Raw genomic sequence first — 14718 nt, forward strand, 5'->3', positions numbered from 1 at the left:
TAAATATAAGGTTAACGGAGACGTGATCCGGCTGCCTCCGTGACAACATTTTTCCCTGCAGTCGTTAACCCGTTGGCGACCGGGAGCGCCTATTTTCGTGGGCCCGTCTGCCCGCTTGATGGAGTTGCAGTGCGTATGCGTGGCGAAAGTGGTATTGCGTTTTCCATGCCGGGGGGCGACGCCTCCGGAACGGCTGGAGCCCGACCGGTGGATCTCGGCCATCTGGCACGCCAGACAATGGGCGACCGCGACCTCGAACGCGAGGTGCTGGCGCTGTTCGTGCATCAGTCGCTGTCGGTCCGTGACCAGATAGCGGATGCCGACGCGAGGCAAAGGGTGCTTCTGGCGCATGGCCTGAAGGGCTCGGCGCGCGGCATCGGCGCCTTTGCGGTGGCCGACTGTGCGGCGATCATCGAAACCCAGCCGGAAGACGTCCGGGCGCTCAAGCGGCTCAGCACGCTGATCGAGGAAGTGCGCGACTTCATCGCCGGCATCAGCCGCTAGTATCCCGCCTTTCTGAAAAACGTCATTTCGTGGCGCTTTCGCGCCGCAGTTGACTTGTCCGGCAGAGTGATTATCTCGGCTGCGACTCCTCAGGTGACTTAATGACCAAGCTGACTTACATCGCCCATGACGGGACCCGATTTGACGTGGAAGCCGAAAACGGCTCGACAGTCATGGAAAACGCGATCCGCAATGCGGTTCCGGGCATCGAAGCCGAATGCGGCGGCGCCTGTGCCTGCGCGACCTGCCATGTCTATGTCGACGAAGCATGGACAGCGGAGGTCGGCGAGCCGGAGGCGATGGAGGAGGACATGTTGGACTTCGCCTACGAGGTCCAGCCGAACTCGCGCCTCTCCTGCCAGATCAAGGTGCGCGACGCGCTGGACGGGCTGGTGGTTCGGGTCCCCGCGCGCCAGGGTTAAGGCGCGTCGATATTCAGGTGAGGCCGGCCTGCAAATGGCGACTTCCTGCGCTTCCGGCCTTTGCCGGCCGAAGCACTCACGAATGGCGTGGCGGTTAAAATAAGCTACGGCCGGCGTAGGCCGGTTCTCGGACGTCACCAGTTTGGTCGCTTCGCGCCCGTCTTCGACTCCGACTCGGCCTGACCTGAATCTCGACACACCTTGGCTGCTTCCCAATATTCTTTCGCGCCGGCAGCTTGGCAGCGGCCGATAGCTCATGCAGTCTCGCCGCATTCCCAATCAGGGCGCAGCGCATGACCGATACCATCAAAACGGACGTTCTCATTGTCGGGGCAGGGCCGATCGGCCTGTTCGCCGTGTTCGAGCTCGGTCTGCTCGACATGAAATGCCATCTGATCGACATTCTCGATCGTCCCGGTGGCCAATGCGCCGAGCTCTATCCTGAAAAGCCGATCTACGACATTCCAGGCTGGCCGATGATCTCCGCGCAAGGCCTGGTCGACAAGCTCATGGAGCAGATCCATCCGTTCAAGCCGGACTTCACCTTCAACCGCATGGTGTCGAGCCTTGAACAGCTGGAGGACGGCAGTTTCCGCGTCGCTACCGACGAAGGTGAATTGTTCGAGGCCAAGGTGGTGGTGATCGCCGCTGGCGGCGGCTCGTTCCAGCCCAAGCGTCCGCCCATTCCGGGCATTGAGGAGTACGAAGGCAAGAGCGTCTTCTATTCGGTCCGACGCATGGAGGAATTTCGCGGCCACGATCTCGTCATCGTCGGCGGCGGCGATTCGGCGCTCGACTGGACGCTCAACCTGCAGCCGATCGCCAAGAGCGTGACGCTGGTGCATCGCCGCCCGGAATTCCGGGCCGCGCCCGACAGCGTCAACAAAATGTATGCCATGCAGGAGATGAAGCAGCTCGAATTCCTGGTCGGCCAGGTCAGCGGCCTTGCCGGCGCCGACGGCCAGCTGTCATCGGCGACCATCAAGGGTGGTCCGGATGGCGACGTCGAGGTGCCGTGCACCCGCATGCTGCCGTTCTTCGGCCTCACCATGAAGCTCGGGCCGATAGCCGAATGGGGCCTTAACCTCAACGAGAACCTGATCCCGGTCGACACCGAGAAGTTCCAGACGTCGATCCCGGGCATCTTTGCCGTCGGCGACATCAACTGGTATCCAGGCAAGCTCAAGCTGATCCTGTCAGGCTTCCATGAGGTGGCGCTGATGGCGCAGGCCGCCAAGCGGATCGTCAGCCCGGGCGAGCGCATCGTCTTTCAGTACACGACCTCGTCGACCAGCCTGCAGAAGAAGCTCGGCGTGCATGATTAAGGCGTATAGATATTCAGGTGATGCCGGACTGCGAACGGCAGCTTCCTGCGCTTCCGGTGCTCACGTACTTCAAGTACGCTCCGCTCCGGTTCTCGGAAACTGCCCTTCTCGACTCGGCCTGACCTGAATCTCAACACACCTTCAAGCGATCTACTCCGCAAGCGCGGGCGCGGTTTGCTCGTCGTGGCCGCGCAGTTCCTTTTCGGGCATCAGGACCAGCGTGATCAGCGCCAGGACGAGCGTTGCTCCAGCGGCGACGAAGATCATCACGAACGGCAACGCCGATGCCGGATGGATATGCGTCTGCGAGCCTTCTGAGGACAATGGCAGGCCGTAGCCGAGCGCGACGGCGCCGAGCATGGCCACGCCGAGCGCGCCGCCCAGCGTGCGCAGGAAGGTCAGAACGCCCGTCGCGACACCGAGATGCGCGCGATCGACGGCATTCTGGACCGAGACGGTGGCAACCGGGAATGTCGTTCCGCTGCCCAGGCCGATCAAAGTGGTCAGGATTTCCACCTCGAGCAGCGAGGCGTGTTCCGCAATGGCACTGAGCACGCCGATGCAGACGATGGCCAGGCCGACGCCGATCATCGCGATGCGCTTGTAGTGGACAAAGCGCGGGATCGTGCGGCCGCTGAAGGTCGCGCCGGCGACCGTGCCGAGCAGGAGGCCAAGCATCGCGGTGCCGGATTCGCTGACCGAAAGCCCGACGACCGATTGCAGATAGACCGGCAGGTATACCGACGCGCCGATATTTGCGGCCTGCAAGAGGAACATCGACAGTGTGCCGGCGAGCACGATCGGGTTACCCAACACTTCGAGCGAGATCAAAGGCTCGGCCGCCTTGAGCAGCCTGAGCGCGAAGAAGGCCCAGAACACCACCGAGCAGCCAACCAGCCCAAGGATTTCGCGGGAAAACCAGGGATAGGCACTGCCGCCCCAGCTGAGCGCCAGGAGCAGAAGCGTCGTGGCGATAACCAGCAGCACGGCGCCCAAGCCGTCGATGCGATGGTTCTTGGCCGCGACCGGCAGCTTCTTCAACGGGTTGTTGATGATGGCCATGGCCAGGAAGCCGATCGGCAGGTTGATCCAGAAGATCAGCGACCAGTGCAGATGCTCGGCAAACACGCCGCCGAGCAGCGGGCCGGCGACGCTGGCGACCGCCCATGTGCCTGCGATCCAGGCCGCATAGCGGGCGCGTTCGCGCGGCGGCACGAGGTCGCCGATGACCGTCTGGGCCAGCGCGAAGAGACCGCCGCCGCCGGCGCCCTGGATGGCGCGGCCGATGACCAGCACCAGCATGTTGGGAGCGAGCGCGCTGACCAGCGACCCGAGCAGGAAGACGAGGATGGCGGCGTAGATGACAGGGCGGCGCCCGTAGACATCGGAAATCTTGCCGTAGAGCGGCGCCATCGCGGTCGCGGTCAGAAGATAGCCGGTGACGATCCACGGCAGATATTCGGCATGGCCGAGCGCGCCGGCGATCGTCGGCAGGGCAGGGGCTACGATGGTCTGATCGAGGGCCGCCAGCAGCATCGACAACAGCACGCCGCCGATGATGGTATTCTTCTCGCTCTCGCTCATCAGCGGCGCGGCTTTCGGCGCCATCGTCTCGACGGTCTGGTCCATGCGTCGTTCTTTCAAAGGCTGATACTTGGCGCGCAAGGCGGCTCTGGCCGCTCACGCCTGTCATTTCTCATCGTGGATAGCGGCTCGAGCGTTTGGTACCCGCTATATGTCGTTCGATATAGACCGATTTCGACCGTCCTTCGAAAGTTTTCCCGGTCTGGCACCATGCTTGGGCGAAATTGGCCTCGGATAAGGCTTGCCTCAGATCAAGGCGGCGGCAGCTGGCCGGCTTCGACACGCTCCATCCGGTAGCGCATCAGCCGAAGGATACGGCTTTCGAAATTGACGCTCTCGACGCGGTCGAAGCGGACCTGGTCCTGATCGTGCCTGGCGAGCTCGGCTGCCTGGACCGCGGCGGCGTTGAGCTTCGCCTGCTCGCAGGTCTTTTGCGGTGGGAGTGCCTTCAGCGCATCCTCGAGCAGGCGCGCATGGTTCTTGGCGATCTCGACATGGCGCTCCTCATGCCGCTTGATGTCGGCCGAGAGCGTATCCCAGACCAGCCTGACGCCGGGATCGGATTTGCGCGGGCGCCGCCATTCGGGGAGGATTACCTTGACCTTCAAGGTGACGGCCGCGTCGGCGATGCGGCAGGACCCGGCGCTCTGCGCGTAGCTGATGCGGGTGGTGAAGGCCATTTGCGTGGCGCCGGGATGCCGCGAGCCGGTGCTCTTCACCTCGGGGCCGTTTCTCGACAGCTGGTTCTGGATATCGTCGAGCGTGCGGCCGCCGACGCTGAAATAGCTGTAGGTCTTGACCAGACTGGCCGCGCCCGCCGGCAGGGCAGTGAGCGAGAGCATCAGGGCGCAGAGCAGGGAGCGGTTCATCATATTGCCTCTTCACGCACCTTGCTTTAGGGCCGTCGCCAGCGCAACGGAATTGATTTCGCGCGGATCACGCATGGTTGATGGACAATGACGACAAGGCGATGGCAGCTGGCGCATGGACGCTATCTCGACCTCGGTCCGAAGGCGGTCATCGCCGGCATCCTCAACGTGACGCCCGACAGCTTTTCGGACGGCGGCCTGTTCATCGCGCCCGAGAAGGCGCTGGAGCAGGCGCACCGCATGGTGAAGCAGGGCGCGGCGATCATCGACGTCGGCGGGGAATCGACGCGGCCCGGTTTCGCCCCGATCTCCGCCGAGGAAGAACAGGCGCGCGTGCTGCCGGTCATCGCGGCGCTCGCCGCTTCCGGCGAGGCGCTGATCTCGGTCGACACCTATCGCGAGGACACCGCGCGGCTTGGCGTCGCCGCCGGCGCCCATATCGTCAACGACGTCTGGGGGCTGCAGCGTGAGCCGGGCATCGCGCGCGTCGCGGCCGAGACAGGCGCCGGGCTCGTCATCATGCATACCGGGCGCGAACGGCAGAAGCTGCCCGACGTGATCGAGGACCAGTTCCTGTTCCTGCGCAAATCGCTGGAGATCGCGCGTGCCGGCAATGTTGCCGACAGCCAGATCGTGCTCGATGCCGGCTTCGGCTTCGCCAAGGAAACGGCGGAGGAAAACCTCGACCTGATGGCGCGTTTTTCCGAGCTTCAGGCGCTCGGCTACCCGTTGATGGCCGGAACCTCGCGCAAGCGCTTCATCGGCACGGCCACCGGGCGCGATCCCGCGGAACGGGCTGCCGGCACGGCGGCCACCAGTGTCATCCTGCGCTTGAAGGGAGCCGACCTGTTTCGCGTCCACGATGTCGCAATCAACGTGGATGCGCTGGCGGTCACCGATGCTATGCTTCAACGCGAAACCGAGCTTCCTCCCGGACACTGATCATGTACCTCATCCGCATGAAGAACTGCGCCTTCTTCGCCCGCCACGGCGTGCTGGACGAGGAGGAGACGCTTGGCCAGCGTTTCTACGTCGATGCCGAGCTGACGGTCGAGCCAAGCCGGCCGCTGACCGAGGATTCCATCGAGGACACCGTCAATTATGGCGTCGCCTTCTCGGTCATCGAAAAGATCGTGACCGGACATCGCCGCTTCCTGATCGAGGCGCTGGCGCTGGAGGTGGCGAAGGCGCTGACAGCGCGATTCTCGCAGATCAGGAAAGCCGCGATCACCGTGCGCAAGCCGAACGCCCCGGTGCCGGGCGTGCTCGATCATGTCGAGGTGACCGTTGTCTGGCCAGAATAGCGCCGTCTACCTCAGTCTCGGCGGCAATCTCGGCGAGCCGGCGAAATCCATGGGCGCGGCATTGCGCATGCTGGACGGCGACGACGCGACGCGCGTCACCGCCGTCTCGTCGCTCTACCGCACGCCGCCGTGGGGCAAGCTCGACCAGCCCGATTTCCTCAATGCCGCTGCCGCGATCGAGACGGCGCTTTCGCCACGCGCGCTGCTTGAGCTTTGCCTCGATGTCGAGAAGCGGCTGAAACGCGTGCGCGAGGAGCGCTGGGGGCCGCGCCTCATCGATATAGACATCCTGGTGTTCGGCGACCGGGTGATCCACGAGACCGGCCTCGAAGTGCCGCATCCGCGCATGCTGGAGCGCGCCTTCGTGCTGGCGCCGCTGGCCGAGATCGCGCCAGGGCTTTCCGTCGGCGGCAGAAGCGTATCGGAGCGGCTCGAAGCCGTCGATACGTCCGGCATCGAGCGGCTGCCTTCGGGCCGCGAATGGTGGCTCGCTTAGTTCAGCCGGCCGGTCAGCCCGAAAACCCGCCGCCGTCCAAAAATGCCTGCTCCTCGGCCGTCGTCGCACGGCCGAGCATGCGGTTGCGGTGCGGAAAGCGACCGAAGCGCCGGATGATCTCCAGATGCTCATCGGCGTATTTCAGATAGTCGGGCGCCCTGGCGACCGTTAGCTCGACCGACCGTTCCTGATCCGCCAGCACTTCGGAATGCTCGAATGGCAGATAGAGGAAGACGCGAACCGGTTCTTCCAGCTCGAGGTCCTGACCGGCGGCGATCGCCCTGTCGGCGAAGTATCTGGCGAGCGGATCGGTCGCGTACATGTGGCCGGTGCCGCGGAAGCAGTTGCGCGGGAACTGATCGAGCAGGATCATCAACGCCAGCGATCCTTCGGCATACCCATTCCAGTCGTCGCATTCGCGCCGCGCAGCGGCGTAATGCAGCTCGAGAAAGCGGCCGCGGAAATCGGCGTCGAAGGCGTCGCTCTTTTCGAACCAGGCGTCCTCGCCGGCGTCGCGCCAGAATGCGATGACCGAAAGCGCTCGCGGATCAAGCTCTGCCATATTTGCCTCTCAGTTCTTGGTCTCTGCCTGGTTCAGCACGACGGCGGTTTCCTGGTTCAGCGCGCGGCCGGCGCGGCGTGGCTGCGTGAGCGGCGTCGGGATCGGCGTGCCGATATTGCCCTTGAGGAAACGCTGGCCGGCGCGCACGCCCTCGGCCAATTGCGTCTCGAAGCGCGCTTCGTCGCGGCGTCGCGCATCCTCAATGACTTCGGCGACCTCCTCGGGATCGACGCCAAGCGCCTCCAGCGCGGAGCCGCCGAAGACCAGCGCCGATTCGAAGGTCTCGCGCAGCTGATAGTCGACGCCGGCGCGCACGAGCTGCAGCGCGGTGCCGCGGTCGAAGGCGCGCGCCAGGATGGTGACCAGTGGAAATTCGGCCTTGATAAGCTGCGCGATGCGCACGGCGGCGTCGGGCTTGTCAACGCAGATCAGCACCGCGCGGGCGCGCCCGGCGCCAGCCGCATGCAGGATGTCCAGCCTTGTGCCGTCGCCGTAATAGACTTTGAAGCCGAAATCGGCCGCCGCCTGGATCATCTCCACCTCGTTGTCGATGATCGAGACGTCCATCCCGCGCAGCAAAAGCGGCTGGCTGGCGATCTGGCCGAAGCGGCCGAAGCCGATGATCAGCACGCTGCCGGTGAGGCCGTCGGCGATGTCGACGCCGTCGAGGGACTGCTCGTCACGCGGGGTGAGGTAACGCAGCGCCAAGATCGCGAGCGGTGTCAGCACCATCGAGATGATGACGATGGCGGTCAGCGTGGCGTTGGCCTGGCCGTCGATGATGCCGACCGCGGCAGCGGACGAATAGAGCACGAAGGCGAACTCGCCGCCCTGCGCCATGAAGACGGCGCGTTCGAGCGCCTCGCGATGGCCGCTTTTCAGAATGCGCGCGACGACGTAGATGCCGAATGCCTTCATGACCATGTAGGCGACGACATAGATGGCGATGAGCCGCCAGTTCTGGGCTACGACGCCAAGGTCGAGCGACATGCCGACGGCGAGGAAGAACAGGCCGAGCAGGATGCCGCGGAACGGCTCGATATCGGCTTCGAGCTGGTGGCGGAAGGTCGATTCCGACAACAGCACGCCAGCGAGGAAGGCGCCCATCGCCATCGACAGGCCGGAGAGCTGCATGGCCAAGGCCGATCCCAGCACCACCAGCAGCGCCGCGGCGGTCATGACCTCGCGGGCGCGGGCATCGGCCAGGATGCGGAAGAGCGGATTGAGCAGGTAACGGCCGGCCACGACCAGTCCCACGATCGCGGCGATGCCGATCCCAACTTCGGTCAGCCGCTCCGAAAGGCTGGTTTCGGCGCCGCCCGGCGCGAGGAATGCGATAAGCGCGAGCAGCGGCACGATCATCAGGTCTTCGAGCAGCAGGATGGAGACGATGCGCTGGCCTTTCGGCGTGGCGATCTCACCGCGCTCTTCGAGCAACTGCATGACGATCGCCGTCGAGGTCAGGACGAAGCCGGCGCCGGCGACGAAGGACTGCGCGATGGGAAAGCCTCCAGCCAGTCCGACGAGAGTGAGCAGGACTGCGCAGACGCCGACCTGCAAGGCACCCAGGCCAAAAATCTCGCGACGCAGGCCCCAGAGCCGCGACGGCTGCATCTCCAGCCCGATGATGAACAGGAACATGACGACGCCGAGCTCGGCGACGTGGAGGATCGCTTCCGATTCAGAAAAGATGCGCAGGCCGAACGGACCGATGACCACGCCGGCGGCGAGGTAGCCCAGGATCGAGCCCAGCCCCATGCGCTTGAAGATCGGCACGGCGACGACGCCCGCGGCGAGCAGCGCCACCACCTGCACCAGATCGCTGCTCGACGCTTCAACTGCCATGCCTGTCGTCCCGTTGCTCGAAGCACTCCTTGCATGCCCCGGGAGCGAGAGGCAAGGGCGGGCGGACTGACTTGAAGGGTAGGGTGCCGTTGAAGCGGCCTCAGCTTGCCTGCCGGACGTTCGGCATGTACAGTAACCGAATGCCTGACTATTCGTCCCGCCCGCCTCTGCATATCCCGATGGATGCGCTCAGCGAAGTCCTACAGGACTTTCGCTTGAGTGGGGTCAACTATGGCCGCTGCGAGCTGCGGCATCCATGGAGCATCGCCTTTCCGCAACAGAAGCTGCTTCGCTTTCACTTTGTCGGCCAGGGTCCGTGCTGGATTTTTACCGAGGCGGAAGGCTGGCAGGAGTTGCGCGATGGCGATCTGGTGCTGTTGCCGCAAGGCATCGCCCATCGGCTGGCTAGTGCGCCGGACGTTGTCGACGACTCGCTCGAGAGTTGCCAGGTTACCAAGTTGGGGAGCAATGTCTGTGAGGTGGTGCGGGAAGGGACGGGCGCGACAAGTACCCTTTTCTGCGGCTCCATGGCCCTGGGCGTCTGTGCGCTCAATCCACTGATCACGTTGATGCCATCTATTATCAAGGGGTGCGATGTGGCCGGCAACGATCCGGTCGTCCGTCCTTTGCTGGCGGCTATGACGGCGGAGGCCGCGCAACCGCAGATGGGCAGCGCCACGATTCTGTCGCGCATGGCCGACTTGCTGACCGCCCGGCTTATCCGCTGCTGGGTCAATTGCACTGGAGCTTCGACCACCGGCTGGCTTGCAGCCATCCGCGATCCCCATATAGGCCGCGCTCTGGCAGCCATGCATCGAGACCCCGGCCATAACTGGACCCTGGAAAGCCTTGCCGCCCTGGCAGGCCAATCGCGCTCGATTTTCGCCGAGCGCTTCAGCGCTGTGTTAGGGGAGGGCGCTGCCCACTATCTCGCCCGTCTGCGGATGCAGCTTGCCCGCGAGTTGCTCGGGCAAAACGGCCTGTCGGTTGCCGAGGTCGCTACCCGTTTGGGCTATGATAGCGAAGCATCCTTCGCGCGCGCGTTCAAACGCATCACCAATGTCTCGCCAGGCGTTGTGCGCCGCACAATTCCCGGACGAACGAACATGAATTTCGGATTATAAGGTACATATCATCCGAGAAGACTCGTCTATTGAAGACCTCCAGACCTTGGAGATCTTTCAGTGACAGACACAACATTACAGCTTGAAGACGCGGCGATAGACCTCGATGACGCCGCGCCAGCCCCGTGGAACGCAGCCACCTGGTTTGCGGTCATTTCATTGGCGGCCACCAGCTTTGCCCTGGTATCAGCCGAATTCCTGCCGGCAGGCCTGCTGACGCCGATGGCGCGGGACCTCGGCATCAGCGAAGGAACCGCCGGACAGGTCGTCACCGCCACGGCTTCGGTCGGCGCCGTGACGGCCATGTTGAGCAATGTTCTCATCGGACGATTGAACCGCAAGACGGTGCTGGTTGGCCTCAGCGCCTTGGCGGTCGGTTCCAACCTCCTTGCCGCGCTAGCGCCCAATTTCTGGCTGTTGCTGCTGGGCAGGGCCGGGCTCGGAATCGCTCTCAGTGCATTCTGGGCACTGTCGGTTGCCGTCGTGGCCAGGCTGGTCGGCGCCAATGCGACAGGTCGGGGCATGGGCATCGTCACCCTCGGCGTCTCGCTCGCCACCATCGCCGCCCCGTCAATGGGGGCGTTGATCAGCGACTGGCTAGGATGGCGCAGCGCCATGGCCTTGACGGCGGGATTGGCAGTGATTGCCATGCTGCTGCAATTGCTGAGCCTGCCGACCTTGCCTGCGACGGCCAGCAATAGTCTGGCTGACGTATTTCGGCTGACACAGCGGCGCGGCATCCAACTCGGTATGCTTGCCATTCTTTTGCTGATGACGGGGCATTTTGCCGGCTCTGTTTATGTGCGCCCCTTCCTCGAACACGTGACGCTCCTCGCCACCGGGCCAATTGCCCTGGCCCTGCTCGGATTTGGCATCGCGGCTGTGATCGGCAACGTCGCCGGCGGCCGTATGGCCGACGCCAATATCCGCATGGCGCTCGCGGGCAACGCCGCATTGATGGCGTTTGCGGCGCTGGCATTGGTGCTTTGGGGCGTGCACATTGGCGTCGCGTTCACATTCGTCACGCTTTGGGGCTTGGCCTTCGGCATGGCGCCGGTCGTGCTGCCGACCAATCTGTCCCGCGCGGCACCTGATGCGCTGGAAGCTGCGGGTAGCCTGATGGTCGTCTCCTTCCAGGTTGCCATCACCATCGGCGCGGTTGTCGGCGGCTATGCCGTGGATACCCATGGCGCCACGGGACCTTTGACCCTTACCGCCGTCCTTGCCGCATTGACCGTCGTGCTGGCGCTGCTACAGCCTCGCGGGTGAACTTTGCTCCAGCTGACATGGAGCGTCTCATCGTTTCACGAAAACGGTGAGACGCACTATCTCTTTGTTTTCGGGGCTGAAAACCGTTTCGTACATTTCTTGGGATTGCTCTAAAGCCGTCGCGTCTGAATGGCCTCGTACGACGCGCTTTAGCTTGTTGCCTTATGCCCGTCGTCGACCCAAAACCGTTGCGCGCTTTGGGCGACATGCATCGGGCGGCCTCAACACGGACGCCGCGACGTTGCAACCTGATTACACAAGTTTATGCGGTCCGGTCGTTGCTTCACGCCACAATCGGAGGTTATGGCACGTTCGGCTTCGGCCAGTGGAGGCAGCGGCGATGGGCGGCTGCCTTTTTTGAGGAGATGATTGACATGAAGAAGTTTTTGCTCGTTGCCGTGGGTGTTGCGGCGTTGGCCGGTTCGGCTTGCTCCAAGGGGCCGGAATGCACGCAGGAAATCGCCGCCAAGAAGGCGCAGGACATGGCTGCCGCGCTCCAGGAAGCCATCACCAAGGATCCGAGCAAGGCGGCTGATCTGACCGCCAAGGTGCAGGCTGTGACGACGAAATATCAGGGCGCCACGACGCTCGACGAAGCCTGCAAGGCCTATGACGAGCTGACCGCCACCATCAAGGGTTGAGCCCAGCCGTCGACAATGCGAAGGCGGTGGCCGGTCGGTCGCCGCCTTTTTTCTTGCGCGGCGCTTCGGAGGAGACGCGCTATGCGATACCCATCGTGCGCTTATGGTCGGCGATCTCGGCGAGCAGCCAATCCTGGAACAGGCCGGTGCCTGGCTTGTTTCCGATGCTGCGGCGCTGGTGCAGGTAGATTCCGGCGGGATAGGTGTGGCGGGCGCTGAACGGGGCGACAAGCTTGCCCTGCTGCAAAAGGTCTTGGGCCATCATGGTGTCGGCCAAAGCGATCCCCGCGCCGTTTATCACCTCGCGCATGATCAAGGTGCAGTCATCGAGCGTCGTGCTGGATTTCGGCGTGGCGTCCAGAACGCCTTCCTGTTCCAGCCAGCGCCGCCAGCGCATGCTCTCGCATTCGTGGATGAGGTGATGATTGACCAGATCGGCGGGCGTTCTGAGCGGCACCGGTCCCTCAAGCAGCGACGGCGCGCAGACCGGCGTCAGAACGAGCGGGATCAGCAGCGTCAGGGCCGGGCCGGCCTTGTAGACGAACTCGTCGACAATGGCCAAATCGAAGTTGGCGCGCTTGCCCGACGTCGAGATCTCCAGGTTCACGGACGGATGCAGCTTGCGGAAATTCGGCAGCCGGTCCGCCAGCCAAAGGTTCAAAACCGCCGGCACGCAGAGAACCCTGACCCGCTGGGTCCTGCCGTGACCATGGACGAAGCTGACATCGTCGGTGGCGCGCCAGATAGCCTCGAATGCTTCGGAGAGGCCGCGCGCATAATATGAGCCCCTGATGGTCGGTGTGATCTGGCGAAAGCCGCGCTCGAACAGCTCCTGGCCAAGGTTCTTCTCGAGCGCGCGGATGTGGCGGCTGACGGCCGAGGGCGTCAAATGCAACTCTTCCGCTGCATCCTTGATGCTGCCGAGACGCGCGGCGGCCTCGAAAGCGCGCATGCCATTGAGTGAGGGCAGGGCCATTGGCCGATCATGAAATGTCAGTTGAGTTTTTGTCAATCGACTTGGGCAAAATTGGCGTTTGATCGCTTGGCCGGTTCGGGGATACCCAAAAGACAAGAGCGACCAAGTCGCCATCCGAAAACGATTGTTTGGGCACTCCGATGCCATTCCACCAGCGGCGGAAACCGGTATGACCGGCTTCCGCCGGGGACCGGCGAAGCTTTGCGTATGACGCCAGCTGAGCCTCGGCGGGGCGCCCCAGAATGGGAGAATGAGCTTCTATGCCTCAGTCGCCGGCGCCGGTCTTTGAAGCGGCGGAGGAGATTTCCGCGGAAACCTCGGTCGTCGTGATCCTGCAAACCGCTCAAAACGGTTTTGGGCTCCGGGCAGCGGCGCTCGATGCTGAAATGGACGGGATCTTGTCCCGCGCGTGTTCCGAGCCGGCCGCGCTTGAGGAGTCCGGCGCCTGCGTCGATGTCATCGCGCCGAAGGCGATGTCGACCCGCCGCGTGGTGGTGCTGGCCTTGGGCAAGGCCGAGGCCGTAACCCAGCTTTCGCTGGCGCGGGCCGGCGGTTTGCTTGCGGCGCATCTGGAAGGCAAGGGCGAATGCGCGGCCACCCTGATGCTGGACCCGCTCGCAGGTGTCGACCTGCCCGCAGCGGAAATCCTGGCGCGGGTCGCGCTCGGCATGCGGCTGCGGCGCTATCGTTTCGACCTGCGCAACCGGCGTCAGGGAGCAGGCGCCGACCGCACTTTGCGGGTGCAATTGATCGGCGCGGCCGGTCCGGAGCTGAAGGCGGCGCTGATACGGGTCAATGCCATCGCGGACGGCGTCGAATATGCGCGCACGCTGGTCAACTTGCCGCCGAACCACCTCCATCCCGACAATTTCCACGATCATCTGGAGCCGCTGCGCGAGGCCGGCATCGATGTCGAGATTCTCGACACGGCGCGGCTGAAGGAGCTCGGCATGAATGCGATCCTGGCCGTCGGCTCCGGCTCGGCGCGACCGCCGCGCGTCGCGGTCCTGCGCTATCGCGGCAAGGGCGCTCCCGCGCAGCCGTTGGCTTTCGTCGGCAAGGGCGTCTGCTTCGATTCTGGTGGTCTGTGCATAAAGCGCGGCGGGCAGATGTTCGATATGAAGGCCGATATGGGCGGCGCGGCCGCCGTGGTCGGCCTGCTGATCGCGCTCGCCCGGCAAGGCAGCCCGGTGCATGCCGTCGGCGTGCTCGGCATTGCCGAGAACATGCCGTCCGGCACCGCGCTCAAGCCGCGCGATATCGTCACGACCGCGTCGGGCCAGACCGTGGAAGTGTTCGACACGGATGCGGAAGGCCGGCTCATCCTGGCCGACTGCCTCTATTATGCCGCTTCGCGCTTCAATCCCTCGGTGATCGTCGATCTGGCGACGCTGACCTATTCGGTGATGCGGGGCCTCGGCTCGGTCTTCGCCGGACTTTTCAGCACCGACGACACCATCGCCTCGCGCATGATCGCGGCGGGGGAAAAGGTCGGCGAGCGGTTCTGGCAACTGCCGCTCGACCGGGCCTATGACGAGGGGCTGCAATCGCCTTTCGCCGACATCCGTCACCACGCCAAGGACATGGAAGACGGCGATGCGCCCTATGCCGCGGCCTTCCTGCGCAATTTCACCGAGGACCGCCCGTGGGTGCATCTCGACATAGCCGGCAAGGAAATGGCCGACAAGGACCGGCCGCTGGGCCGGGAAGGCGCCACGGCCTTCGGCGTGCAGATGCTGGAAGAGTGGGTGCAGTCCGGCCGGACGGCGAACTAGGCGGCAACGAGATGTCTTCAAC

Annotated in this window: 15 protein-coding genes; 10 read left to right on the forward strand and 5 right to left on the reverse strand. The window is 64.1% G+C overall.

What is annotated here, in order from left to right:
- Positions 1-135: 135 nt before the first annotated feature.
- The 3 genes from FJ423_RS09450 to FJ423_RS09460 all read left to right on the forward strand — a co-directional run bounded on the left by FJ423_RS09450 (position 136) and on the right by FJ423_RS09460 (position 2251).
- Complete coding sequence (locus FJ423_RS09450) at positions 136-504, forward strand: Hpt domain-containing protein (RefSeq protein WP_140542794.1); 369 nt, start codon at positions 136-138, stop codon at positions 502-504.
- Positions 505-605: 101 nt separating this feature from the next.
- Positions 606-926, forward strand: a complete 321-nt coding sequence (locus FJ423_RS09455) for a 2Fe-2S iron-sulfur cluster-binding protein (RefSeq protein ID WP_095765250.1) — start codon at positions 606-608, stop codon at positions 924-926.
- Positions 927-1219: 293 nt separating this feature from the next.
- Positions 1220-2251, forward strand: a complete 1032-nt coding sequence (locus tag FJ423_RS09460; protein WP_140841121.1) for an NAD(P)/FAD-dependent oxidoreductase — start codon at positions 1220-1222, stop codon at positions 2249-2251.
- A 150-nt stretch (positions 2252-2401) separates the two neighbouring features.
- Here FJ423_RS09460 and FJ423_RS09465 read toward each other — a convergent pair whose 3' ends face one another.
- Both FJ423_RS09465 and FJ423_RS09470 read right to left on the reverse strand, forming a co-directional pair.
- Positions 2402-3880 (reverse strand): MDR family MFS transporter, encoded by a 1479-nt coding sequence (locus tag FJ423_RS09465; protein ID WP_140841123.1) that lies wholly within the window; start codon positions 3878-3880, stop codon positions 2402-2404.
- Positions 3881-4086: 206 nt separating this feature from the next.
- Entirely contained in the window at positions 4087-4707 is a 621-nt protein-coding gene (locus FJ423_RS09470; protein ID WP_095765253.1) for a DUF922 domain-containing protein, read from the reverse strand.
- Between the two features lie 84 nt (positions 4708-4791).
- On the opposite strand from FJ423_RS09470, the gene folP reads away from it, so the two are divergent.
- Genes folP through folK form a run of 3 tightly spaced genes read left to right on the forward strand, consistent with a single transcriptional unit; the run spans position 4792 to position 6504 of the window.
- A complete protein-coding gene (gene folP, locus FJ423_RS09475; protein ID WP_140841125.1) occupies positions 4792-5646 on the forward strand; it encodes a dihydropteroate synthase in 855 nt (284 codons plus the stop codon).
- 2 nt (positions 5647-5648) lie between these two features.
- A complete protein-coding gene (folB, locus tag FJ423_RS09480) occupies positions 5649-6008 on the forward strand; it encodes a dihydroneopterin aldolase (protein WP_095765255.1) in 360 nt (119 codons plus the stop codon).
- The gene (folK, locus tag FJ423_RS09485) at positions 5992-6504 is read left to right on the forward strand and encodes a 2-amino-4-hydroxy-6-hydroxymethyldihydropteridine diphosphokinase (protein WP_140841127.1); all 513 of its coding nucleotides are present in this window, start codon (positions 5992-5994) and stop codon (positions 6502-6504) included. Before folB ends, folK begins: the two co-directional genes overlap by 17 nt.
- Before the next feature lie 13 nt (positions 6505-6517).
- On the opposite strand, the gene FJ423_RS09490 is transcribed toward folK, so the two are convergent.
- Together FJ423_RS09490 and FJ423_RS09495 are read right to left on the reverse strand one after the other, a co-directional pair.
- On the reverse strand, positions 6518-7066 hold the full coding sequence (locus tag FJ423_RS09490) for a DUF924 family protein (protein WP_140841129.1): 549 nt from the start codon (positions 7064-7066) through the stop codon (positions 6518-6520).
- 9 nt (positions 7067-7075) lie between these two features.
- Positions 7076-8911, reverse strand: a complete 1836-nt coding sequence (locus FJ423_RS09495; RefSeq protein WP_140841131.1) for a monovalent cation:proton antiporter-2 (CPA2) family protein — start codon at positions 8909-8911, stop codon at positions 7076-7078.
- 140 nt (positions 8912-9051) lie between these two features.
- Between FJ423_RS09495 and FJ423_RS09500 the strand changes: the two genes are divergently transcribed.
- From FJ423_RS09500 to FJ423_RS09510, 3 genes are all read left to right on the forward strand, one after another.
- Entirely contained in the window at positions 9052-10035 is a 984-nt protein-coding gene (locus FJ423_RS09500) for an AraC family transcriptional regulator (RefSeq protein WP_140841472.1), read from the forward strand.
- 60 nt (positions 10036-10095) lie between these two features.
- A complete protein-coding gene (locus FJ423_RS09505; protein WP_140841133.1) occupies positions 10096-11304 on the forward strand; it encodes an MFS transporter in 1209 nt (402 codons plus the stop codon).
- Between the two features lie 374 nt (positions 11305-11678).
- Complete coding sequence (locus FJ423_RS09510) at positions 11679-11945, forward strand: hypothetical protein (RefSeq protein ID WP_040982305.1); 267 nt, start codon at positions 11679-11681, stop codon at positions 11943-11945.
- A 79-nt stretch (positions 11946-12024) separates the two neighbouring features.
- Here the strand turns inward: FJ423_RS09510 and FJ423_RS09515 are convergent, their stop codons facing one another.
- Positions 12025-12921 carry a LysR substrate-binding domain-containing protein gene (locus FJ423_RS09515; protein ID WP_095765261.1) on the reverse strand — a complete coding sequence of 299 codons (897 nt, stop codon included), beginning with the start codon at positions 12919-12921 and terminating at the stop codon, positions 12025-12027.
- A 260-nt stretch (positions 12922-13181) separates the two neighbouring features.
- Here FJ423_RS09515 and FJ423_RS09520 point away from each other — a divergent pair, with 260 nt between their 5' ends.
- Entirely contained in the window at positions 13182-14696 is a 1515-nt protein-coding gene (locus FJ423_RS09520) for a leucyl aminopeptidase (protein ID WP_140841135.1), read from the forward strand.
- Positions 14697-14718 lie beyond the last annotated feature (22 nt).

Origin of the sequence: Mesorhizobium sp. B2-8-9 (assembly GCF_006439475.1) — a bacterium.
Classification (GTDB): domain Bacteria; phylum Pseudomonadota; class Alphaproteobacteria; order Rhizobiales; family Rhizobiaceae; genus Mesorhizobium.